The sequence below is a fragment of the Mesorhizobium sp. ZC-5 genome (genome assembly GCF_025753855.1).
Lineage (GTDB): Bacteria > Pseudomonadota > Alphaproteobacteria > Rhizobiales > Rhizobiaceae > Neomesorhizobium.
Genome location: NZ_JAOWPT010000004.1, coordinates 251,848 through 274,134, shown reverse-complemented (window position 1 = coordinate 274,134; position 22,287 = coordinate 251,848). Strand labels below are relative to the sequence as shown.

Here is a 22,287-nt window from a genome sequence, read left to right as displayed (position 1 = left end):
ACGGGGAATTGAGCGATGACGGGATCTGAAGGTACGGCAGTCGGCTGGGCGATGCAGACCAGTGTAGCGGAAAGCCTGGGCAAGGCGGCTTCGAACCGCACACTGCTCGACCGGCTTTCGGTGGCGCTGGTGGTGGTGGTGGTCGTGCTGATCTCAGCCTACACGTGGCTGCGGCCCGACTACAATTGGGACATGGTCGCCTATATCGCGACCGCGCTCGAGAGCCAGACGAATGATCCCGCCGAACTGCATGCCGAAACCTGGAAGGAAATCGGCAAGGGTGCTTCCGAGGCGAACCTCTACCACCTCCAATACGGCAATCCCTACAACCGCCACCAGTGGGAAAACCCGGTAGACTTCCAGTCGCAGCTGTCGATGTATCGGGTAAAGGTGGCCTATATCGGCCTCCTTAGGGCACTGGCGCCGGCGATCGGGCTGGACAAGGCCTCGATCCTGCTCTCGATCCTACCGTCGATCGCGTTCGGCGCGCTTTGCCTCATCTGGCTGAAGCGCGAGAACGCCATGCAGGGCGCGCTGATCCTGATGCCGATGCTGGTAATGGCCGATTATCTGCATATGACGACAGCGGTGACGCCGGACATGCTTTCTGCGGTGATGTCGCTCGGCGCGATCTATCTGCTGACCCGCCAGCGCGATATCGCCGCGTGCCTGCTTCTGTTCGCCTCGGTGCTGGTGAGGCCCGATTCACTCATCCTCATCTTCGCGCTGCTGATCGCGGCGGCGGTGTTCGGCTGGCGCAAGATGCCGATGCTGATCACCTTCGTCGCTGCCTTGGTTACCTGCGTGGCGATCGAAAGGTACGCCGGGCATCCCGGGTGGTGGCCGCATTTCTATTTCTCCTGCGTCCATATCCAGGAATCGATGGCCAATTTCAGCCCCGACTTTTCGCTGACCGATTTTGCGCGCGGTTACGTTCGCGGCGTGATGATTGCCTTGCTGGACAATCACTGGCCGGCATTGATGATGCTGTTTGCCGCCGCCTGGGCGCTGCTTCACCGCGCTGGCAGGACGGGCAACGGCCGTGAGAACGCGCTGATGTTCGCATTGATGATCGGCACGCTCGGCAAATTCGCCAGCTTCCCGTTGCCAGATGACCGATTCTACTTCGCGTTCATGGCCGGCATGGCCATACTGCTTGTCGCGATGTGGAAGCCGCGCTTCGACCTCACCGCCGGAAAAGCATGATCATGGATGGATCCGAAGCTTCGGCTTTCATAGAATTCGTTCGGGTCTTTCTGGCGCTCGGCGTTCCGGTCGGCATACTGAACAGGGGTGCTCCGCTCAGGGGCACACGGTTTCTCGCATGGGCGGCGCTGAGAGCCCGTTTCGGCAACGGCCGCCCGTTCGAAATGGTCAATGTCGGCGCCTGCGACGGTGCATTGTTCGACGATGTGACGCCGTGGCTGCATCGCATTCCGAATGCGCGTGCCGTGCTGGTCGAACCGATTCCCTACAATCAGCAGCGCTTGCGCAAGAATTATCCTGATGAAGAACGCTTCAGGATCGAGCCGCTGGCAATTACCCGAAAGCCTGGTTCGATTACGGTGAAAACCTTCGATGCGGCCGCTCTGGAATCGGGTACGTTGCCGATCGAGTTCATCGGCTGCTCCTCGATCACCGATACCAACCTGATGTCGGGCAAGAATGCCTGGGGCGAGGCGGATGTCGATTTCAGGAAATTCGAACCCTACCTGAAAGATATCGAGGTTCCGTCCGATACTCTGCAATCCGTGCTCGACCGCAACAAGGTCGAGCATATCGATGCTTTCCTGGTCGACTGCGAGGGCGCGGACTGGATCGTCTTCGACCAGCTCGACCTCGATCGCTATAGGCCCGGCATGATCAAGGTCGAGATCGGCGCGCTGCCGGCGATCGAAATCGGCAATGTCGTCGTCAAGCTCAAGACCGCCGGCTACAATGTCGGGATCTACGCCGAGGACGTCTGGGCATTCGCGTGAGGCAGCTCGTCGCTCGGCCTTTTGCCGATGTCGCAAACAGGCTGCAATCGCGCCGCACCGCTCTATAGTCTGCGCCGAATTCCACTTCGGAGCAGCGGGCAATGGCAGAGTTTCCGGCAAAGGCGAAGGTCGTCATCATCGGGCTGGGCGGCATCGTGGGTGCGTCGGTTGCCCATCACCTGATCGAACGCGGCTGGGACGACATCGTCGGCATCGACAAGTCGGGCATCCCGACCGACATCGGTTCGACGGCGCACGCGTCGGACTTCTGCTACACGACCAGCCACGACTTCCTGTCGTGCTGGACGACGCTCTATTCCATCGATTTCTACGAGAAGATGGGTCACTACGCCCGCGTCGGCGGGCTCGAGGTCGCGCGCGTCGGCGACGACGAGCGCATGGCGGAAATCAAGCGCAAAATCGCTTCCGCCAAGGCTTTTGGAACCCGCGCGCGCCTGATCGAACCTGCCGAGATCAAGGAAAAGTTTCCGCTGATCGAAGAGCAGATGGTGCAGGGTGGCCTGTGGGATCCCGACGCCGGCCTCGTCATCCCGCGTTCGCAGACGGTCGCCGGCAAGCTCGTCGACCAGGCGGAAGCGTCCGGAAAGCTCAAGGCCTTTGCAAACACGTCGGCCAGATCGCTGGTCATCGAGAACGGGCGCATCAAAGGCGTCGTCACCGACCGCGGCACCATTCATGCTGATTATGTCGTGGTCTGCGCCGGCATTTGGGGCCGGCTGATCGCCGAGATGGCCGGAGAGGACCTGCCGGTCATGCCGATCGACCATCCGCTGACCTTCTTCGGCCCGTACAACGAGTTTGCCGGCACCGGCAAGGAGATCGGCTGGCCGCTGCTGCGCGACCAGGGCAATTCCGCCTACATGCGCGATACCGGTGACCCCAAGACCGCCGAAGGCGGTCAGATCGAATGGGGCTATTACGAGGAGACCAATCCGCGCCTTTGCCACCCCCGCGAACTTCTGGAGAAGCACCAGTCGCGCCTGTCGCCGTCGCAGCGCGATCTCGACATGGAGCAAATACTCGCGCCGCTCGAGCGTGCCATGGAACTGACGCCGATCCTCGGCGAACTCGGCTACAATGAGAGCCATTCCTTCAACGGGCTTTTGCAGGTGACCGCCGACGGCGGACCGTCGATGGGCGAGAGCCAGAAGGTGAGGGGGCTCTGGTACGCCGTCGCCATCTGGGTCAAGGATGGCCCCGGCATGGGCAAGTTGATCGCCGACTGGATGACCGACGGCCGCACCGAAATCGATCATCACCAGATCGACTATGCGCGCTTTTATCCGCACCAGACGAAAGAGCAGTTCATCCACGATCGCTGCACCGAAACGGCGATGAAGGTCTACAACCCGGCCGTCCATCCGCGCGAACCCTTTTCCAAGGGCCGCAACATTCGACGCTCGCCTTTTTATGAGCGGGAGAAGGAACTCGGCGGCTATTTCATGGAACTCGGCGGCTGGGAGCGCGCCCATGGCTATGCCGCCAACGAGCATTTGCTGGAGAAATACGGCAACCGCGTCCCCGTTCGTGAGAACGAGTGGGACAATCGCCATTTCTGGCGCGTCTCCAACGCCGAGCACCTTGCGATGAGCGAGGATTGCGGCATCGTCAACCTGTCGCACTTCGCGATGGTCGATGTCGAAGGCCCGGACCATGTCGCGCTGATGGAATGGGTCTGCGCCGCGAGGATTGGCGGCGACGGCAACATCGGCAAGGGCATCTACACCCACTTCCTCGACGAGGAGGGCATGGTGCGCGCCGACCTGACCGTCATCCGCATGGCCGACCGCTGTCGTGTTGTCGACGGAGCCGATGCCGGTCCGCGCGATTTTCACTATCTGCGCCGGGTGGCCGAGGACAAAGGCTTCGACGTCACCATCACCGATGTAAGTGAGAAATACGTTACCATCGGCATCTGGGGGCCAAACGCGCGTGCGACTTTGCAGAAGGTCGTCGAAGATCCCGCCGGCCTGGCGCCCGAGAGCTTCCCGTTCGCCGCGATCAAGCCGGTGAAGATAGGCGGCAAGGACGTGACCGCGTTCCGCATCTCCTATGTCGGCGAGCAGGGCTGGGAGTTGCATATGCCCTACGAGGACGGCCTGGCCGTCTGGGACGCGTTGCGGTCTACCGGTGTGATGCCGTTCGGCGTCGAGACCTACGCCAATACGCGCCGCATGGAGAAGAGCCTGCGCCTGCAGAATGCCGACCTCCTGACCGAATACAATTTGCTGGAGGCCGATCTAGCTCGCCCGAAGGTCAAGGAAGCGGATTTCTGCGGCAAGGCCAAACACGAGGAGTACCGCGCGCGGAAAAACCAGCCGGCCATGCTGTGCACGCTGGTCATGACCGAAAATGTCGATTCCAGGGGCGTCGCACGCTATCCGGTCGGTACGATGCCGGTCATGGACCCGGACACCGGGGAGACACTGGTCGATGAGCTCGGCCGCCGGTCGTTCACGACGTCGGTTGCCTATGGACCAACCATCGGCAAGAACATCGCGCTGGCCTACCTGCCATGGTCGCATTGCCAGGAAGGCCGCAGGCTTGCAGTCGAGTATTTTGGCGAGACCTACCCGGTCGAAGTGGCCGGCGTCGGCTACAAGCCGCTGTACGACCCGGAAAACCTGAAGCCTCGGACCTGAATTCACCTGCAAGAGGACCTTCCGAAACGATTCGTCAGGTTTATGCGGTTTCGCAAACTCGCGAAATTGTGAAGGGAAAGGCTCGAGTTTTTCCGGGCCTTTTCTTTCCAAGCAAGTGTTTTCGCGTAACGTGGCGGCATGTCTTGTTCGCTGAGTGCCAGACATGCCCTTGTTGCCGGCGCTGCTCTGGCGCTGGTAGTCGTTGCCGCTCCACACGGTCTCGCCGCGGAACCGGTCGATATCGAACTGGTCCTGGCCGTCGATGTGTCGCTGTCGATGTCGCCGGACGAGCTCGAGATCCAGCGCCGGGGCTATGCCGCGGCACTTACCCACGACAAGGTTCTGCAGGCCATCGCCGAGGGCGTGCATGGCAAAATCGCCGTGACCTATTTCGAATGGGCCGGCAGTTCCTCCCATCATGTCATCGTGCCGTGGACGACGATCGCTTCCCGGGCGGATGCCGAGCGCGTGGCGAAGCAGCTTTCGGCCTTGCCGCCAAACAGCGCGCGGCGGACCTCGATATCGAGCGCGCTGGAATTCGGCGCCGATCTTTTCGCCGAGAGTCAGTTCCAGGGGATGAAGCGGGTTATCGACATTTCCGGAGACGGGCCGAACAATCAGGGTCCGCCGGTCGATATCGTTCGCAACGACGTAACCGCACAGGGTATCACCATCAACGGACTGCCGCTGATGACCAATGGCGGACTGTCGAGCAGCTACGATGTCGACGATCTCGACAAATATTACACCGACTGCGTGATCGGTGGACCGGGCGCCTTCATGGTACCTGTCAACGAATGGTCGCAGTTTCCCGAAGCGATCCGGCGCAAGCTGGTGCTTGAACTCGCCGGCCCCGCCTCGCGGCAATGGGCGGAGGAGGAAGCGCTGAACCCGCCGGTCGTCATGGCGCAGGCGACGTCGGCCTATGACTGCCTCATCGGCGAAAAGATGTGGCAGGACCGCTCGTGGATGTGGGAGGACCGCTAGGAGCGATTCCTGACGATGTGCCTTCGTCGGGAATCGTGTTCTGGGCCGCATGCTTTCGTCCTTGCGTGGCTCCCTTGCATGATGCCAAATTATTCCTCGGCGCGGGCGGCGAAGGGCGCTGATGAGGAATGACACACGCATGAGACAGCTTTTAACTCTGGTCGCGGTGGCGTCTGCCATGATGGTCGGCAGCGCCGATGCGCAGTATCGCAGCGCCTGCTCGCTCTACGAACATGAAGGTTTTGAGGGCGAGGTCCTTCGGATGGGTCCTGATGACAGGGTAAGTTTCCGTGCGCGTCAGTTCTGGAACGACCGGGCTTCGTCTGCGCGCGTTGCACGCGGCTGTACGCTGGTGATTTACGAGCACGCACGCATGCAGGGAGATTCCTCCGAAATCTACCGCCGTGCATCCAATCTGGGCAAGGGCTGGAACGACCGCATCTCTTCGGCGGAGTGTTATTGCGACAATTATTGAGACGCGGCGCTGCCGTTTAGGAGCGTGAATCTGCTCCGCCGGGCAAAGGCGAGAGAAGCAGGACTGCTGCTCCGAGCAATCCCGAGATCAGCGATCCTCCAAGGATGCCGACCTTCAGCGCGCCCTGCATGGCGAGGTCGGTGGGAAACGCCAGAAGCCCGATGAAGAGGCTCATGGTAAATCCGATGCCGCACAAAAGGGCGACGCCGAGCAGGTGACGAACCGAAGCGTTCGCCGGCATGTCGGCGAAGCCCAGGCGGACCGCCAGCCATGCGGTGCCGAATACGCCGACCAGCTTGCCGACGACGAGGCCGAGCGCGATGCCGAGGGTCAGCGGTTGCAGGAGCGATTCCGCCGAGATGGCTCCCAGGGGTACGCCGGCATTGGCAAAGCCGAAGACAGGAATGACGAAGAACGAAACCGGCTTGTGCAGGGCATGCTCCAGCGCATGCAGCGGCGAATCCTCGGGGTGATCCGGCGCGCCCGGCGTGCGACCGAGCGGAATGGTCAGGGCCAGGGCGACGCCGGCGAGTGTAGCGTGAACGCCGGACTTCAATACGACCACCCAGAGGATGAGGCCGAGCACGAGATAGGGGGCAAGCCGCATGACGCCAAAACGGTTGAGGGCGACCAGGGCGACAAGGATGGCGACCGCCGCCGCCAGCCAGGCAAGCGAAAGGCCGGACGTATAGAACAGCGCGATGATGATGACCGCGCCCAGATCGTCGATGATGGCGAGTGCGGTCAGAAACACCTTCAGCGAAGCCGGCACCCGATTGCCGAGCAACGAGAGTACACCGAGCGCAAAGGCAATATCGGTGGCGGTCGGAATGGCCCAGCCGCGCAGCGTTTCCGGGCTGTCGCTGTTAAACGCGACGAAGATCAGTGCCGGGACCGCCATGCCACCGGCCGCGGCGATGCCGGGCAGGATGCGTCGCGGCCAGGTCGAGAGTTGGCCATCGAGGAATTCGCGCTTGATTTCCAGGCCGACCAGCAGAAAAAACACCGCCATCAGCCCGTCGTTGATCCAGTGTGCGATATTAAGAGGCCCGAGATAGGCTGACAGCGCCGAGAAATAAGACGGCGCAAGCGGCGAGTTCGCGATGATCAGGGCCAGTGCTGCCGCAATCATCAGAACGATACCGCCGGCGCTTTCGCTGGCGAGGAATTCGCGGAAGGCCGACGGGCGGTGCGGGTGAGCGGTCATGCGCCGGCCTCTTCTGTCAGGTCGGCCGGAGCGGCCATCGGGTCACGGCGAACGTAACAGCCGATCATGCCGTATGCCACGGGTGCGATCGTCGCACTTTGAAGCTGTATGCGGCGAAGAAACTACGCCGCCAGAAGCTGCTTCCTGTCGATGCGCTCCTGCTGAGGAGAACGGGCGTAAAGCTCGCGATAGCACTTCGAAAAATGCGATGCCGAGACAAAACCGCAGGCAACGGCGACCTCGACCACCGGCATCGACGACTGGATCAACAGATGGCGGGCGCGGTCAAGCCTGATTTCCAGGTAATAGCGGGCCGGCGATCGCCCCATTTCAGTGCGGAACAGACGCTCGATCTGTCGCCGCGACAGCCCGACTTCGTCGGCGATCTCGATCAGCGACAGCGGTTCCGACAGATTGGCTTCCATCAGTTCGATGATAGTCAGCACCTTGGCGTTCTGGACGCCGAGCCGGGCCCGCAGCGGCAGGCGCTGGCGATCAGTCGGGCTGCGCACTCGGTCGGTCAGCACCTGCTCGCAGACACGATTGACAAGGTTTTCGTCGAAATCGTCGCCGATCAACTTCAGCATCATGTCGAGTGCGGCGGTGCCGCCGGCGCAGGTATAGATGTTCTGGTCGACCTCGAAGAGATCGGCAAAGACATTGACCTTGGGGAAGGCTTCCGAAAAGCCCGGCAGGTTTTCCCAATGGATGGCGCAGCGTTTGTTGGAGAGCAGCCCGGCCGAGGCCAGTACGTAGGCGCCGGTGCACAGTCCGCCGATGGCGACGCCGCGATTGTATTCCTCGCGCAGCCAGGCGAACGCCGACTTGTTCTGGTAGTTCTCGACATTGATGCCGCTGCATACGACGACCATCGAAGGCCGGTCGGGTCCAGACATCTTCTTGCGTTCGTCGTCAAGCGAGGTGTTCACCGCGCACTCGACGCCGTTGGAAGCCTGTACCGGCTTGCCGTCGAGGCTGGCAAGGCGCCATTTGTAGGCCTCGTAGCCGAGCATCCGGTTGGCGATCCTCAAGGGCTCGAGCGCTGTCGCGAAAGCGACCATGGTGAAGTCGGGGACGAGGAAGAAAACGAGCGATCTTTTGATGGGATGCCTGATGACGTTCAAAGGAGCCTCACGCTACGGCAATGTCGCGGACAGGATGTCGCGATCAGCAAAGCGTCATCAGGAAAAGTATTTGTTGTCAATGGGGTTGGCAGCATCGCCGCATGAATATTTGCGACATCGGATAATGCTGCATTGCGACAATCGTCGTGACACGGCGGACAAGCTCGCCGGCGGGCAGTAAAACGCCGCGCAAGGGGAGGCACCTGCGCGGCGTTTGAACCATCTGCCGGCGAGCCGGCCCGAAATGCTACAGTTAGTTGATGAGGAAGCCGAGGCGCGAACCCGCCATGGCAGCCGTCTGGCCGGGCATGGTCTTGCCGAGGCGCTGGCGCTCAAGAGCGGTGGTCAGGTTCGATTCGCGGCGGCCGAAAAAGCGGGAAAAAAGTTTCATGACACGTCTCCATGCAGTCAGGGTTACACGGGGCGCCTTCGCTTGAAGGAGTGGGGCAGCTCGTTGATGACGCTGATATAATCATTGTGCGGCGCACACGCAGCGGTAAAAGCGAAGCGGTTGATATGAAAAGCGACACGAAAAACGACGCTTTTGAGCTGGATCAGCCGAAATTCTGTTCATTTACAAGGCAATAAGCCTGATTTTGAGACGTTATGCGCCTATTTCATATGCGGCATGCGTGCCGTGCATGGCTGCGGTGCCGGCACCGATGCTGCATCGCAGGACGGGCAATCCTGCGATGCAGGTTCTGTGGCAGCCACACCGCCGCTCACTGCTGCTTGGACCAAATCGAAGCCTGGCGTGTCGAGGGGCTGTCGCGCCAGCCGATGTCCTTCTGGATCTCGATCGGCAGCGAGCCGACGATGCGGCGGGTGCGAGCCTCCTCGCGGGCTGAACGCCATTCGGCGGCAATAGTGCTCAATGCTGAATAGACGGACATTTCCTTCTCCTCTCGGTTTGCGGAGGGCATTTCCCAATCCGCATATTGACTATCCGACAGTTTTGAGGTTCAATCAATCGAAATGAAGTGATCCACTTGTTCAGAAAAATTGAAGAGCAAAGCCGATGACCGCACCACTCAATCACCCGCTGCCGTTGCTCGATCTCGATGTTTTGCGCACGTTCGTGGCGATTGCCGAAACCGGCAGTTTCACGACGGCTGCCAATGCGGTGTTTCGTACGCCGTCGGCGGTTTCCATGCAGATCAAGAAGCTGGAAGATATTCTCGGCCGCTCGGTCTTCGCGCGCGACGCGCGTTCGGTCACCTTGACCACCGATGGCGAAATGTTGCTCGGCTATGCCCGCCGCATGCTGGCGGTGAACCGCGAGGCGGTGTCGAAGTTCATCATTCCCGACATTACGGGCGTGGTCCGGCTCGGGTCGCCGGACGACTATGGTGAGCGCGTGCTGCCGAACGTCCTGAAGCGTTTCGCGCAGTCGCATCCGTCGATCGCCGTCGACGTCATCATCGACCAGAGCAGCAATCTGCGCCGGCGCATGGACGACAGGGCGCTGGACATCACGCTGCTCACCAATTCGGTCAAGGCGGACGCCGCCGGCGCCGAAATCCTGCTGACCGAGCCTATCGTATGGGCCGGCGCCAAGGGCGGTTGCGCCCATCTGCGCGAGCCATTGCCGGTTTCGGTATGGGAGGAAGGCTGCGCATGGCGGGCAGGGGCGCTGGAGGCGCTTGGCCGCGACGGCCGCAACTACCGCATCGCCTATATGAGCGCCCACACCGCCGGCCAGCGCGCCGCGATCATGGCCGACCTGGCGATCGCGCCGCTGCCGAAATCCTTCATCACCGGCGACATGGTCGAACTCGGAACCAAGACCGGCCTGCCGGTGATCGGCAATTACAGCCTGGCGATGCTGGTGGCACCCGATGCCCAGGCGCCGGTCAAGGCAGCCGCGGACCACATCCGCGCGACGTTCGAAACCTTCAAGGAAACGGGCAAGTTCTAGCTTAGCTCAGATATTGCAATCGAGGCCGGCCGCCATCTGATGGCGAGCCGGCTTTTTATCGGTGAGGAACGCCACGATCCGATCTCGCGCCCGACGCGCATGTCGATGGCGTGCTCGGTGATGTCAAGTTGGGTGAAAAGCCTTGCCGGAGGCCAGTGCCGGCTCAACGGTGGCACTGGCGAGCATTTCGCGATCAAGCCGTCGGTGTCGTGTGCTCTTGCAGCACCACCACCCGCGTGCCATTGGCGACGCGTCGATGCAGATCGATGATGTCCTGATTAAGCAGACGGATGCAGCCGCTGGAGATCGAGCGGCCGATCGACCAGTCCTCGCTGGTCCCGTGAATGCGGTAAAGCGTGTCGACGCCGTTCTTGAACAGATAGAGCGCACGTGCGCCGAGCGGATTGGTCGGGCCTGGCTCCATGCCGCCGGCCAGTGGACCGTAGCGTTCTGGCTCGCGCGCGATCATGTCCTGCGTCGGCGTCCAGCGCGGCCATTCGCGTTTGTACTGGATGACCCCGGTGCCTTCAAACTCCAGCCCGGCCTTACCCACTCCGATACCGTAGCGCAGCGCCTGCTGCTCGCCGAGCAGCAGAAAAAGGAAGCGTTGTCGCGTGTCGACGACGACCGTGCCGGCCGGCTCAAGCCCTTGATAAGCGACCTCCTGGCGGTAGTATTTCGGATCGATCTTGGTGAGATCTGGAGCGGGGATCGGAAAAGGCTCGGTTTCGACCGCCGCATACATGTCGAGATAATATTGGGGGACTTGCCTTTTCCCAACCGAGGGGGACGGGATCCGTTGGCTGCTGGCGCAACCGGCCATGATGAAGGGGGCCGCAAGCACAAACGAACGGCGGGTCAGGAAAAGGGACATTTCGATTGCCTATTGTTGTTGGCGTCTTTTGGGGCGTTCGTCGCAGAAAAGCCTAAACGCTGCCATGCACGCGCGATCACACTCCGGCTGGTTGCGTTCACGCTTCGGTGAGCCCGGTTTTACAGGGACATCTTCACAGCCGTGCGGCTTGCGACATGCCGAAGTTGCAGCTTCTGCTGTAATGAAACGGCAGCAAAGTGGCGCTTCACGCGCCGGCTGGATCATTTATGTGCAAATGAATTGGTCCAGTGACGAAGCGACTACCTGACAGGGCAAATGCGTTACCCAAGTGGCTGCTCGCGTTCCATGCGATGCAGCCGGGGATCTTCCCACGCAGTTACGCCTCGACCTCGACGAGGCAGTATTGATTTCCTTCGAGGTCGCGCATCACAGTGTAACGTTCCGCTTCCCGCCAGACCGAGGCACCAAGCGCGCGATGCCTGTCTATTTCACGCCGGCGGTCGGAAACGGCGATATCGACGTGGATGCGATTGTGATCGTACCTGCGCTGCTGGACGTGCTGAAAGCAGAGGCTGGGTCCAGGCCCGTCCACCATCACTGTCGGGTCGGTTTCCGGCGTGAACCCAAGAGCTGCCAGGCGCGCGATCTCGGTGTCATCATAGGGGCGGGTCCGGTAACCATCGAGCACCTCCGCCCAGAAGCGAGCCAGTGCTGAAGGCTTCTCGCAATCGAAGACGATTTCTCTAAGCCTGCCCATGTCACATCTTTCGTACTCAGCCCGATGCGACCTAGCGTCAGTCGCGGTTGCGGCGGGCCGCGCGTTCCTCGCGTGAACGCCGGCGCGGCGCCGCATCACCGGAGACGCCATCCTCGCTGGCCGTCTTTCGCGGCGGCAGCTTCACCTGTTCGGAGAGCTTCGGGAAGGGATCGACCTTGTTGGGCAGCGCCATCGCGTCGATGAAGAGCTGCTGGAAATGCGGTTCCAGCGCGGTCTCGATCTTCTCGATCCGGGAAACCTCTTTCTCGATCTCGCGGCGATGGTTGCGGTTGAGCAATGCCATCAGCGCGCCGGTGCCGGCGGCGTTGCCGACGGCCTTGACCTCGGCGAGATCGCAATCCGGAATGAGGCCGAGCACCATGGCGTATTTCGGATCGATGAAGGAGCCGAAGGCGCCGGCGAAGCGAATGGTATCGACCGTCTCGACGCCCTGCTTTTCCATCAGCAGCTTGACGCCGGCATAAAGGGCTGCCTTGGCGAGCTGGATGGCCCTGATGTCGTTCTGGGTGATGGTGATTTTCGGCTCGCCGGTGCGTCCCTCGCGCAGCAGATACGAAAAGGTGCGGCCATTCTGGATGATACGCGGACTTTTCGCCGCAAGCGAGCCGTCGAGGACGCCGTCTTCCGAAATGATGCCGGAAAGATACATTTCGGCGACGACCTCGATGATCGCCGAGCCGCAGATGCCGGTGACGCCGGTAGCCCAGGATTCGTCTTCAAATCCTTCTTCGTCCGACCATTTGTCGACACCGATGACGCGGTATTTCGGCTCCAGCGTATCCGGGTCGATGCGCACCCGCTCGATGGCGCCGGGGGCGGCGCGCTGGCCGGATGAAATCTCGGCACCCTCGAATGCAGGCCCGGTCGGCGAGGATGCCGCCACCACGCGGGTGCTGTTGCCCAGGATGATCTCGGCGTTGGTGCCGACATCGACCAGAAGCATCATCTTGTCCTGCCGGTACAGGCCTTCCGACAGCGTCGCACCGGCAGCGTCGGCTCCGACATGACCGGCGATGCACGGCAGCGTATAGAGGCGCGCGCCGGGATTGACGTTGATGCCGATCTCGTGTGCCCAGAACTGCAATGCACCCGATACGGCAAGCGCGAATGGGGCCTGGCCAAGTTCGGTCGGATCGATGCCGAGGAAAAGGTGATGCATGATGGGGTTGGCGACGAAGACGCAGTCGAAAATATCTTCGCGGTGGGCCTGGCCTTCCTCGCAGACCTTGCCGATCAGCGTGTTGACGGCTTCGCGCACCGCCTTGGTCATCGCCCCGCGCCCGTCGGGATTCATCATCACGTAGGAGACGCGGCTCATCAGATCCTCGCCGAAACGGATCTGCGGGTTGGAGGTGCCGGACGAGGCGGCGATGCGGCCGGACAGCAGCGACACCAGATGCATTGCGATGGTGGTGGAGCCGATGTCGCAGGCGATGCCGTAGGCTTCGTTCTTCAGGCCGGGGAACAGGCCGATGATGAACGGCCGCGAGGAATCCATGTCGCGGTGGATCGCGGCTGTGACGCCCCATTTCCCGGGCGAGACGGGAGGCTGGTCCGGCAAGGTGGTGCGCATGATCTTCTGGATCTGCGGGATGAGATGCGGAGCCACCAGCAAATCCTTCCAGCCCCAGTCCGTCTCGAGTGCGACCTTCAGCCGGTCGAGGTCGCCGAGCGGCTTGTGCATGTCGGGTTCCTCGACCTCGACGTAGCACAGCTGGACGGCGGCGTTGCGCTCGATGACGCGGTCGGTGGCAGCCTTGCGCACCACCTGTGCGTTGATGACGGTGTCCTGCGGCACGTCGATGACGAGGTCGCCGAGAATCTGCGCGGAGCAGGAGAGACGGCGGTGCTGGGGAAGGCCGCGCACGCGCTCGTAGCGATCCTCCTTGGCACCCTTCGGCGAGATGTGGTCGTTGGACGAGACGATCTTGTGCTTGGCGAAATTGCCTTCCTGGACCTCGATCTGGCAGCGCCCGCAGGTGGCGCGCCCGCCGCAGACGCTCTCGACATAGACGCCGAGCGACCGCGCCGCATCGAGCACCGGTGTCCCGACCGGAAACCGTCCGCGCTTGCCGGACGGCATGAACAGGACGAGCGGATCGGTGATGTTGGCGGGCGGGTTCACGATTAAGCGCCTACCCCCGTGCCATCCGCGCTTCACGTCCACCGCGGCGGCGGCCACCGGCCGCGGCACCGTCGCCTGGCGCATTGACGGCGACGGGTGCTGCGACGGGATGCCCGCCTTCGGCAGGCTTATAGTCCTTGTAGGTCTTGATCCAGGTCATGCAGTCCTTGTCGGTGCCGTTGAGCACGTTGGCGCCGCGCACGGCTTCCATTTCCTGCGGGCGCACCGGGTTCATGATCGCCGAGGTCATGCCGGCGCCGATCACCATCGGGATGAAGGCAGCATTGATGCCGTGGCGGTGCGGCAGGCCGAAAGAGATGTTGGAGAGGCCGCAAGTCGTGTTGACCTTCAACTCCTCGCGCAGGCGGCGCAGCAGCGCGAACACCTGGCGGCCGGCGTCGCCCAGCGCGCCGATCGGCATCACCAGCGGGTCGACCACGACATCATGCGCCGGAATGCCGTGGTCGGCGCAGCGCTCGACGATCTTCTTGGCGACGGCGAAGCGAACATCAGGGTCCATCGAAATACCGGTCTCGTCGTTGGAGATGGCGACGACGGGAACGTTGTATTTCTTGACCAGCGGCAGGATGGCTTCAAGCTTTTCCTCCTCGCCGGTGACAGAATTCACCAGCGGGCGGCCCTTCGCCACCTTCAGCGCGGCTTCGATCGCGGCGGTGACGGAACTGTCGATCGACAGCGGCAGGTCGACAAGGTTCTGGACGATCTCCAGGGTCTGCACCAACAGCGCCGGTTCGGTGGCGTTGGGGTCGACGGCGGTAACGCCGGCGTTGACGTCGAGCATGGTCGCGCCACAGGCTGCCTGTTCCAGCGCATCCTTGATCACCGTCTCGAAATTGCCGGCGATCATTTCGGCGGCGAGTTTCTTGCGGCCGGTCGGGTTGATGCGCTCGCCGATCACGCAAAAGGGCTGGTCGAAGCCGATGATGATTTCTCGTGTCGCCGAGGCAACGATCGTGCGGGTCATGAAGCTCTCCGTAAGATATAAAGACTTCTTTATATCGTTTCTTGTTGCGATCAAGCGGTGGACGCGCTCAGTGCGCGGTCTTCACCATGTCGACCTGGGTTTCGGTGACGTTGTCGTGCAGCAGGTGGTCGAGCCGGTCGGCGACCAGCCGGTCGTCGCGGCGGGTCTCACGCTTCCATGGCTGCCGTCCTTTCAAAACACCCGATTCATCGACGATTTCGGCGACATACTCCTCCTGGCGGTAGGCCATCACGTGGATGCCGGAAACGCCGGGGATTTCCTTCACTTCGTTGATGATGTCGGTCGCCAGTTGCTTGCCTTCCTTCTTCTGGTCCTGTGCGCCTTCAAGCCTCTGGATGATGGCATCGGGGATATGGATGCCCGGCACGTTGGACCGGATCCATTTCGCCGTCTTGGCGGAAGCCAGCGGCCCGACGCCGCACAGGATGAAAACATTCTCGGTATGGCCCAGATCGCGGGCGCGCTGCATGAAGCTGCGGAACATCGGCACGTCGAAGCAGTACTGGGTCTGCACGAACTGCGCGCCGGCGGCGATCTTCTTGCCGAGATGGATCGGCCGGAAATCGAAGGGCGGCGCGAACGGATTTACCGCTGCCCCGAGAAACAGCTGAGGCGGTGTGCTCAGCTTGCGGCCCGACAGGAACTTGCCGTTGTCGCGCATGATGCGGATGGTCTCGAGCAGCGACATGGAATCGAGGTCGAAGACAGGCTTGGCGCCCGGCTGGTCGCCGGCTTGCACGCCGTCGCCGGTGAGGCAGAGCATGTTGGCGACGCCCATCGCTGCTCCGCCGAGAACGTCGCCCTGGATGGCGATGCGGTTCTTGTCGCGGCAGGCGATCTGCATGATCGGAGCGTACCCCATACGGGTCAGAAGCGCGCAGATGCCGACCGACGACATGTGGCAATTCGCGCCGGATGCATCGACGGCGTTGATGGCGTCTACCCAGCCGTCGAAGATTTTTGCCCGGTTGTAGACGTCCTCGGGATCGGCGCTGTCGGGTGGGTTGAGTTCGGTGGTCACTGCGAACTCGCCGCGCCGAAGTACGCGCTCCAGCCGGCCGCGCGAGGTATGGCCGGGCAGGGGCTCCAGCGGCAGGTCGATACCCGCCGGGTTTTCATCGCGCTGCGGGGGACGCATCGGGTTCATACGGTTGTCCTTGCCGCTTCTTTGGCGGCAGCCGCCTGCGCCGTCACGCGCAGCCAGGCCGAGGTCTCGCGCAACGACTGATCGACCGGTTTCTGCACCGTCAGGATCGCGTCGCCATGCACCATCTGCCGCGAGCCTTCCCAGGCCTTGACCCAGACGCACGGCATGTCGGGCTCGACCTCGCAGTTGCCGTTGGCGCGAACGCCGCCGCATGGTCCATTGCGCAATTGCTTCGGGCAGTTCATCGGGCACGACATGCCGGTGGAGGACAACACGCATTGGCCGCACATGCGGCAGTCGAACATGAAGCCCTTGACGCGTTTCTCGATGAATTTCACCGGCGCCTCGACACGGCTGTAGCCGATGCCTTTCCACAATGGATGCAGCAGCAGGAACATGTCGGCAAATCGTGCGTAGAACCATTCAAGCAGTCGCGAATGGCGGATCGACCAGAGCCTGACCGCGAAAGAGCGTTGCACCCGCCGCTGCGGCGACACGTCGGCGGGCTTGTAGTCGCTCTTCGGCGCCGCCTTCTTGACGATCGTCGCCTGGGTGACCCCGGCTGACGCCGCGGGCGGCACGGCCTGGGGGGCGTTTTCAGCTTGCGCGGCTGTAATCGAGGTCGACGGGTTGTCAGACATTGTCCTCTTTCCCACCCGACTTCACCAGGGCAACCAACCGCTCGCGGGTGTATCTGCCATCGATATCGGCCAGTGCTTTTTCCGCTTCGGATTCGAGATCATCGCTTACGGGCACCGGATCGGCCTTGCGCCATTCAGCAAGATAGGCGTCGGTGTCGCCGGCGCCGGTGCGCATCGCGCACATGTCTATCGCCTCGGTGAAGCGCAGCGGCAGTTCGCGCTTGGCGTTCTGGCGGCCTTTTTTCACGATGACTTGCGCGGGGATGTCGCGCCAGTAGACGACGATCAGATCGGCCATTGATTTATGCTCCTCATGAATTCGAGCATTGCCGGAACGGCACCAAGGCTGCTTGTTATGGGACGACGCGCGGGCATTCAAAAGCGACGCGCGGAAGATCGGGTTCCGGCGACAGCCGGTTGCCGCCGCCTGGGCAGGCGGCGCAACATCGGCTCAGCGGCAGCTCACATGTGAAAAAAGTTGGAGGTCCACAGGAACCCGATCAAGGCCGTCGCGGAGCCGAAGACGGCGACGATGACCACCATTGCCACCAAGCCGACGATTGTGCCGACGGCAAAGAGGATGCCGTCGCGTTCAATCAGCGCGAGGCCGAGCAGCGAGCTGGAAAAGGCTGGAAGCCAGTTGCCGAGCGGTATTGGCAGCGTGACGATGACAGCCAGAACGAAGCACATGACGCCGATCACGCGGTCACCCTGCCTGCGCCAGAACGGCCAGTAGCGGGGCTTGATCATACGCTCGAGACTGATCAGCCGAGGGATCAGGCGGTCCATGACAGAGCGGAAGCTTTCGGCCGAAATCGAATGTTCCATGACGAAGCGCGGCAGCCAGGCGCGTTTGCTGCCGTACATCATCTGCGCCGACACGATCACCAGCGGCAGTCCGAGGATGGCCGAGGAAGGCGGTGGCAGCGGGATCAGGTTCAGGGCCGCGAAAAAGACGATGAGTGCGGCGAAGCTGCGGTCGCCCAGCGCATCGCGGATGTTCGATATGGAAACCGGGCCGTCGGCGTCACGCGCCATTTGCGCGAAGAGTTGCGACAGGCGTCGCGGCCGACGCCGTACCGGCGCGCCGTCGATCTGACCGTCCTCAAAGCCTCGCATTTCCTGTCTCATACGTCCCCATGCCGCCTGACCCGACCCACCCTCGGCGCAAGAGCGACCATAGTGTGGCGGCAACCGGTTAATCCTTGATGATGCCAGCGCATAACGTTGACCTGTGAAAACCGGATGACTGTTTCACTGGCGATTTGGGCCTAACGGCGAAACTCGAGAATATCCAGCTTGGATTCGTAATGTGGAGCAGGAAATTCGATGCGCCACTCGTTCGATCCTGTCCGGAATGTGTAGCCGACCTGGTCGCTTTCCGGACCGCTGCTGTATTTCTTCGGCGTATCGCCGGCAACGAAGAAAGATCCGAGATAGGTCAATCGCTTGTCGCTGTCGGTGAAGAAACGGCCTTTGGTGCGCTGCGAGCCGGAGATCTTTTCCAGCGTCCATCCTGAACCGTCGTCGGTTACCCGGCACTTGAACCAACTGTAGACGACAAGCGGGCTCAACCCTCCGGCCTTGATGGTGCGGCATTGCCAGTTGCCTGTCATGTCGAAACCGTCGAAGGCGACCGGCGCTCTGGCGATCAGTTTTTCGAGTTCGGCGACATCGCCCGCCGCGCCGCCTGCCTTGGCTTCCTTCAATGCCGTCTCGCGTGTCGAATCATAGTCCTGCAACCGCTTGCTATCGGCATCGGTGATCAGGTTCTGGATCTCGCCGGTGGCCAGCGCCTGCGAGGCTGGCAGCGAAATGAGCATGGCGAGGAGAAGCTTGCGAAAGGCCATTCTGTGACTCCATTTGTCGGGCAAAGGAGCCGCCAAATCAGGCCCTTTCATGAAGGTGCGGCGGAACGCGACGCGTTTTCCAGGGAGGAGGGCAGGTCGCCATAGCCGGTGAAGCGGCGCTCATAGGCAAGGCCAAGCATGCGCGCTGCGGCTTGCGCGACCTTTTCGAGTTCCGGCTCCTCCGTCTGGGCAAGATAGATAAGCTTTTCGTAGTTGCCGAAATAATCCTGAATCAGTTCCGGATGCCGGTCGAGGCCAAGTGGTTTCATGAAGAAGGCGTCGAACTGCCGGCAGAGGAAATCGGTCATGTAAAACGACATCATGTCGTCGTCGGCGACCTTCGCATAGGCGGCCATGCCCTGATAGAAACCAAAACAATGAGGTCCGGCCATACGCTCGACGCCGTGCTTTTCACAGATATTGTCGAGCAACCCCCCGGTGCCGCAATCGGCATAGCCGACGAAGATGTGCTTGAAGCCATCCGCCTTGGCCTTGACGATGGCGGCATCCATGGCCGGCGCGATCCGGTCCGGATAGAAATGGTATTCCGCCGGCAGGCAAGTCAGCTCGAGATGGTCGAGGTTGAGTTGCTGCTTGGCCGCCAGGATCTCGCGCGCGATCATGCCGCAGGCGATCACCAGCAGCTTTTCAGCTTGGGGACGAACAGCCGTGCGGAGTTGCATCATGGAACCACTTTGCCCAGAATTCGTTCTTGGTGGGCGATATTAGCGAACGAGGGAGTACCCGTACATGAAACTGTCCCGGCTTGCACCAGTGGCCCTGATCGTCTGCGCCGTGGCGCTCGCGGCATGCGCCAATACAGTCCGCGGCGTCGGTAGAGACGTCAAGCAAACCGCAAACGCGGTCGAGGATACTGTCGAAAATCCCTGAGCCGAATTCCGGTTCATGGAATGTGAGGCCGTGCTCGTGCACGGCCTTTTTCATGCCGAAGCGCGTACGTTGTGCTTGCGCTTCATGTAGTCCTTGGCGGTCTCGACTGCGACCGCCGCATCGCGGCAATAGGCATCGGCGCCGACCGCCTTGCCGAATTCTTCGTTGAGCGGGGCGCCGCCGACCAGCACGACGTAGTCGTCGCGGATGCCCTTTTCCTTCATCGTGTCGATCACGACCTTCATGTACGGCATCGTGGTGGTCAGCAGAGCCGACATGCCGATGATGTCAGGCTGGTGTTCCTCGATCGCCGCCAGGTATTTTTCGACCGGATTGTTGATGCCGAGATCGATGACATCGAAGCCGGCACCTTCCATCATCATGCCGACGAGGTTCTTGCCGATGTCGTGGATGTCGCCCTTGACGGTGCCGATTACCATCTTGCCCTGCTTGGGCGCGCCGGTGGCGGCGAGCAACGGACGCAGAATGTGCATGCCGGCCTTCATGGCGTTGGCCGACAAAAGCACCTCGGGAACGAACAGGATGCCGTCGCGAAAGTCTTCGCCGACGATCCGCATGCCCTCGACCAGAGCTTCGGTCAGCACCTTGTAGGGAACCCAGCCGCGTTCTAGGAGGATGTTGGTGCCTTCCTCGATTTCTTCCTTCAAGCCGTCATAAAGATCGTCGTGCATCTGCTGCACGAGTTCGTCGTCGGAAAGCTCGGAGAGGATAATCTCGTCGTCGGACATGCTGTGGCTCCTGTGGCCGCGATGTCTGGTCTTTTTGCGGCACGCGAATTCAGGTCAATATCTATTCTGCAAGTGTTGCGTTTCCATAGCTGATTTGCGACTTCCTGCAAAAGGAAAGCGACCGGCGAAATGCATGGTTTTCTTGTCGATTTTGCGACACGTCTTGGCGCTGGCAAGCCGTTTTGCGAAGGATGCGAGGCTACGATCCGGGCAGGGCGCGATCGCGCGCCGCATATTTTCTAGGGATGAATGTTATGGAAGAGAACCTCTTGTCGGGGCAGGAAGCCTCCAACGCGCGGCGCGGACGTGGCGCCAGCGGTGGCGCGGCCGCACGGCGCGCGGCGCGTTCGGGCGGCGGACCCGGCACCCAGCAGACTTACATCAAGCGCAGCATCAAGGTCTACGAAGTGCTCGACGAAGAGGGCCTTGCGCTGATCGAGAAGAATGCCGACACGGTGCTGGAAGAGATTGGCATCGAGTTTCGCGACGACGCCGAGGCGCTCGAACTTTTCAAGGCTGCCGGCGCCGACATCAAGGGCGAGCGGGTGCATTTTCCGAAGGGGCTGCCGCGTTCGCTATTAGAGACCGCGCCGTCGCAATACACGCAGCATGCGCGCAATCCGGAACGCTCGGTGCAGATCGGCGGCAACGCCACGGTCTTTGCGCCGGTCTACGGACCGCCCTTCGTGCGCGACCTCGACGGCAAGCGTCGCTATGCCACGATCGAGGATTTCCGCAATTTCGTGAAGCTCGCCTACATGGCGCCGTCGATCCATCATTCGGGCGGCACGGTGTGCGAGCCGGTCGACGTGCCGGTAAACAAGCGCCACCTCGACATGATCTATGCGCATATCAAGTATTCCGACAAGCCGTTCATGGGCTCAGTGACGGCGCCGGAACGCGCAGAAGATACCGTGGCGATGGCGAAGCTCGTTTTCGGCGACGATTTCGTCGACCAGAACACCGTGCTGACCAGCCTGATCAACGCAAATTCGCCGATGGTGTTCGACGAAACGATGCTCGGCGCGCTGAAAGTCTACGCCCGCAACAACCAGGCCTGCATCGTGACGCCGTTCATCCTGGCCGGCGCGATGAGCCCGGTGACGGTTGCCGGCACGCTGACCCAGGTTCTGGCCGAGGTGTTGGCTGGTGCGTCGCTGACGCAGCTGATCCGGCCGGGTGCACCGGTGCTGTTCGGCACGTTTGCCTCTTCGATCTCGATGCAGTCGGGCGCGCCGACCTTCGGCACGCCAGAGCCGTCGCTGGTGTCCTACGGCGCGGCGCAGCTGGCGCGGCGCCTCGGCCTGCCGTTTCGCACCGGCGGCTCGCTCTGCGCCTCGAAAGTGCCAGACGCACAGGCAGCTTATGAAAGCGCCAACACGCTGAACTCGACGATCCTTGCCGGCACCAATTTCGTGCTGCATTCGGCCGGTTGGCTCGAGGGCGGACTGGCTTCCTGCTACGAGAAGTTCATGATGGACATCGACCAGCTCGGCATGCAGCAGAAATTCGCCGAAGGCGTCGATCTGTCCGAAAACGGCCAGGCGATGGATGCCATCCGCCAGGTTGGTCCCGGCAGCCACTATCTTGGCTGCGACCACACGCAGGCGAATTTCCAGACGGCATTCTACCGTTCGTCGATCGCAGACAACAATTCCTACGAGCAGTGGCTGGCGGAAGGCGAAAAGACTGCTCCGCAGCGGGCCAACGAACTCGCCCGCCGCTGGCTGGAGAGCTACGAGGCGCCATACCTCGATCCCGCGATCGACGAGGCGCTGAAGGACTTCATCGCCAGGAAGAAGGCATCGATGCCCGACGCCTTCACTTGAAAGGAGCCCGTTTCAGGCGGGGCTAAAGTCGCCGACATAATCCACAAGGAAGTCTGGCGCAGCGCCATACGCGAGCCGGGCAA

The 22,287-nt window shown here is 61.8% G+C and carries 23 protein-coding genes; 8 read left to right on the top strand and 15 right to left on the bottom strand.

Going from position 1 to position 22,287, the window contains the following annotated elements; translation table 11 throughout:
* Window positions 1-15 precede the first annotated feature (15 nt).
* The 5 genes from OHD58_RS13520 to OHD58_RS13500 all read left to right on the top strand — a co-directional run bounded on the left by OHD58_RS13520 (window position 16) and on the right by OHD58_RS13500 (window position 6,104).
* Entirely contained in the window at window positions 16-1,206 is a 1,191-nt protein-coding gene (locus OHD58_RS13520) for a hypothetical protein (protein WP_263803885.1), read from the top strand.
* Between the two features lie 2 nt (window positions 1,207-1,208).
* Entirely contained in the window at window positions 1,209-1,979 is a 771-nt protein-coding gene (locus OHD58_RS13515; protein ID WP_263803884.1) for an FkbM family methyltransferase, read from the top strand.
* Window positions 1,980-2,080: 101 nt separating this feature from the next.
* On the top strand, window positions 2,081-4,642 hold the full coding sequence (locus tag OHD58_RS13510; RefSeq protein WP_263803883.1) for a GcvT family protein: 2,562 nt from the start codon (window positions 2,081-2,083) through the stop codon (window positions 4,640-4,642).
* A 138-nt stretch (window positions 4,643-4,780) separates the two neighbouring features.
* Window positions 4,781-5,629 carry a DUF1194 domain-containing protein gene (locus OHD58_RS13505; protein WP_263803882.1) on the top strand — a complete coding sequence of 283 codons (849 nt, stop codon included), beginning with the start codon at window positions 4,781-4,783 and terminating at the stop codon, window positions 5,627-5,629.
* Between the two features lie 139 nt (window positions 5,630-5,768).
* Window positions 5,769-6,104: a beta/gamma crystallin family protein gene (locus OHD58_RS13500; RefSeq protein WP_263803881.1), complete on the top strand. Its 336-nt coding sequence runs from the start codon at window positions 5,769-5,771 to the stop codon at window positions 6,102-6,104.
* 16 nt (window positions 6,105-6,120) lie between these two features.
* On the opposite strand, the gene nhaA is transcribed toward OHD58_RS13500, so the two are convergent.
* The 4 genes from nhaA to OHD58_RS13480 form a co-directional block, all read right to left on the bottom strand.
* The gene (gene nhaA / locus OHD58_RS13495) at window positions 6,121-7,311 is read right to left on the bottom strand and encodes a Na+/H+ antiporter NhaA (RefSeq protein WP_263803880.1); all 1,191 of its coding nucleotides are present in this window, start codon (window positions 7,309-7,311) and stop codon (window positions 6,121-6,123) included.
* A 122-nt stretch (window positions 7,312-7,433) separates the two neighbouring features.
* Complete coding sequence (locus OHD58_RS13490) at window positions 7,434-8,372, bottom strand: GlxA family transcriptional regulator (protein ID WP_412177218.1); 939 nt, start codon at window positions 8,370-8,372, stop codon at window positions 7,434-7,436.
* A gap of 316 nt (window positions 8,373-8,688) precedes the next feature.
* Window positions 8,689-8,826: a hypothetical protein gene (locus OHD58_RS13485; protein ID WP_263803878.1), complete on the bottom strand. Its 138-nt coding sequence runs from the start codon at window positions 8,824-8,826 to the stop codon at window positions 8,689-8,691.
* A 331-nt stretch (window positions 8,827-9,157) separates the two neighbouring features.
* Window positions 9,158-9,328 carry a hypothetical protein gene (locus tag OHD58_RS13480; protein WP_263803877.1) on the bottom strand — a complete coding sequence of 57 codons (171 nt, stop codon included), beginning with the start codon at window positions 9,326-9,328 and terminating at the stop codon, window positions 9,158-9,160.
* Between the two features lie 125 nt (window positions 9,329-9,453).
* On the opposite strand from OHD58_RS13480, the gene OHD58_RS13475 reads away from it, so the two are divergent.
* The gene (locus OHD58_RS13475; RefSeq protein WP_263803876.1) at window positions 9,454-10,353 is read left to right on the top strand and encodes a LysR substrate-binding domain-containing protein; all 900 of its coding nucleotides are present in this window, start codon (window positions 9,454-9,456) and stop codon (window positions 10,351-10,353) included.
* Between the two features lie 193 nt (window positions 10,354-10,546).
* Here the strand turns inward: OHD58_RS13475 and OHD58_RS13470 are convergent, their stop codons facing one another.
* The 10 genes from OHD58_RS13470 to OHD58_RS13425 all read right to left on the bottom strand — a co-directional run bounded on the left by OHD58_RS13470 (window position 10,547) and on the right by OHD58_RS13425 (window position 19,421).
* On the bottom strand, window positions 10,547-11,227 hold the full coding sequence (locus OHD58_RS13470) for a L,D-transpeptidase (RefSeq protein ID WP_263803875.1): 681 nt from the start codon (window positions 11,225-11,227) through the stop codon (window positions 10,547-10,549).
* 337 nt (window positions 11,228-11,564) lie between these two features.
* The gene (locus tag OHD58_RS13465) at window positions 11,565-11,945 is read right to left on the bottom strand and encodes a VOC family protein (RefSeq protein ID WP_263803874.1); all 381 of its coding nucleotides are present in this window, start codon (window positions 11,943-11,945) and stop codon (window positions 11,565-11,567) included.
* Between the two features lie 37 nt (window positions 11,946-11,982).
* A complete protein-coding gene (locus OHD58_RS13460; protein WP_263804222.1) occupies window positions 11,983-14,049 on the bottom strand; it encodes an ASKHA domain-containing protein in 2,067 nt (688 codons plus the stop codon).
* A 52-nt stretch (window positions 14,050-14,101) separates the two neighbouring features.
* Window positions 14,102-15,076, bottom strand: a complete 975-nt coding sequence (locus OHD58_RS13455; RefSeq protein ID WP_263803873.1) for a methyltetrahydrofolate cobalamin methyltransferase — start codon at window positions 15,074-15,076, stop codon at window positions 14,102-14,104.
* A 67-nt stretch (window positions 15,077-15,143) separates the two neighbouring features.
* Window positions 15,144-16,235: a methylenetetrahydrofolate reductase gene (locus OHD58_RS13450; RefSeq protein WP_263804221.1), complete on the bottom strand. Its 1,092-nt coding sequence runs from the start codon at window positions 16,233-16,235 to the stop codon at window positions 15,144-15,146.
* A 5-nt stretch (window positions 16,236-16,240) separates the two neighbouring features.
* Window positions 16,241-16,885, bottom strand: a complete 645-nt coding sequence (locus tag OHD58_RS13445; RefSeq protein ID WP_263803872.1) for a methylenetetrahydrofolate reductase C-terminal domain-containing protein — start codon at window positions 16,883-16,885, stop codon at window positions 16,241-16,243.
* Window positions 16,878-17,183 carry a virulence factor gene (locus tag OHD58_RS13440; protein ID WP_263803870.1) on the bottom strand — a complete coding sequence of 102 codons (306 nt, stop codon included), beginning with the start codon at window positions 17,181-17,183 and terminating at the stop codon, window positions 16,878-16,880. The genes OHD58_RS13445 and OHD58_RS13440 overlap by 8 nt, the downstream gene beginning before the upstream one ends.
* A gap of 164 nt (window positions 17,184-17,347) precedes the next feature.
* The gene (locus OHD58_RS13435; RefSeq protein ID WP_263803867.1) at window positions 17,348-18,004 is read right to left on the bottom strand and encodes an exopolysaccharide biosynthesis protein; all 657 of its coding nucleotides are present in this window, start codon (window positions 18,002-18,004) and stop codon (window positions 17,348-17,350) included.
* 152 nt (window positions 18,005-18,156) lie between these two features.
* On the bottom strand, window positions 18,157-18,735 hold the full coding sequence (locus OHD58_RS13430; protein WP_263803866.1) for a DUF4893 domain-containing protein: 579 nt from the start codon (window positions 18,733-18,735) through the stop codon (window positions 18,157-18,159).
* Window positions 18,736-18,782: 47 nt separating this feature from the next.
* The gene (locus OHD58_RS13425) at window positions 18,783-19,421 is read right to left on the bottom strand and encodes a DUF1638 domain-containing protein (protein WP_412177211.1); all 639 of its coding nucleotides are present in this window, start codon (window positions 19,419-19,421) and stop codon (window positions 18,783-18,785) included.
* A 64-nt stretch (window positions 19,422-19,485) separates the two neighbouring features.
* Here OHD58_RS13425 and OHD58_RS13420 point away from each other — a divergent pair, with 64 nt between their 5' ends.
* Window positions 19,486-19,626, top strand: coding sequence for an EncA/B family entericidin (locus OHD58_RS13420; protein WP_263803865.1), 141 nt, complete (start codon window positions 19,486-19,488; stop codon window positions 19,624-19,626).
* 50 nt (window positions 19,627-19,676) lie between these two features.
* Here OHD58_RS13420 and OHD58_RS13415 read toward each other — a convergent pair whose 3' ends face one another.
* Window positions 19,677-20,375 (bottom strand): corrinoid protein, encoded by a 699-nt coding sequence (locus OHD58_RS13415; protein WP_263803864.1) that lies wholly within the window; start codon window positions 20,373-20,375, stop codon window positions 19,677-19,679.
* A gap of 254 nt (window positions 20,376-20,629) precedes the next feature.
* Between OHD58_RS13415 and OHD58_RS13410 the strand changes: the two genes are divergently transcribed.
* Window positions 20,630-22,204, top strand: a complete 1,575-nt coding sequence (locus tag OHD58_RS13410) for a trimethylamine methyltransferase family protein (RefSeq protein ID WP_263803863.1) — start codon at window positions 20,630-20,632, stop codon at window positions 22,202-22,204.
* Window positions 22,205-22,287: the final 83 nt, after the last annotated feature.